Here is a 453-nt window from a genome sequence, read left to right on the forward strand (position 1 = left end):
TGTTGCGATCGGCAATGTTGCGCTTCTACGAGCGCCAGAACGCTGCAATCGCCTCGTGGAACGAAGCGCATCCCGAAAAGCCTCGTGCGCTGCTTCCCGACTTCTCGCCCTAGCTGTTCCGCAGCAGCATGGCAAGCGCCCATTATACTGCATCGCAGGGCGACATCATGGCGGCCAAGGCGGTCCTTAATCATGCGAGTGTCGCCACCACAGATATCTACGTCGCCGGCGATGCCGTTCGCCGCCTCGAACGCGATACGATCGCCCGACTTCAGGCGCTGATGATCACATGGGTCCGCGGCGAGACAATCTCGGATCGCTCGCAACATAGAGGCGCGGATACCGGCGCGCCGGTGACGGCGCTGTTCGGCCACGACTGCCTTCGCCCGACTGACAGCGGACATGCCCATCCTGGTCGCGTGTGCCCGAAACTGGGAGGCTGCCTTGCCTGTC

1 protein-coding gene is annotated in these 453 nt (G+C 62.9%); it reads left to right on the forward strand.

All coding sequences use genetic code 11. The features are described 5' to 3' along the window. Positions 1-167: 167 nt before the first annotated feature. The coding region (locus tag AACY49_RS30985; protein ID WP_339528129.1) for a hypothetical protein at positions 168-453 on the forward strand (286 nt) is incomplete at its 3' end.

This window comes from Pseudomonas sp. EL_65y_Pfl2_R96, assembly GCF_963970905.1.
Classification (GTDB): domain Bacteria; phylum Pseudomonadota; class Gammaproteobacteria; order Pseudomonadales; family Pseudomonadaceae; genus Aquipseudomonas.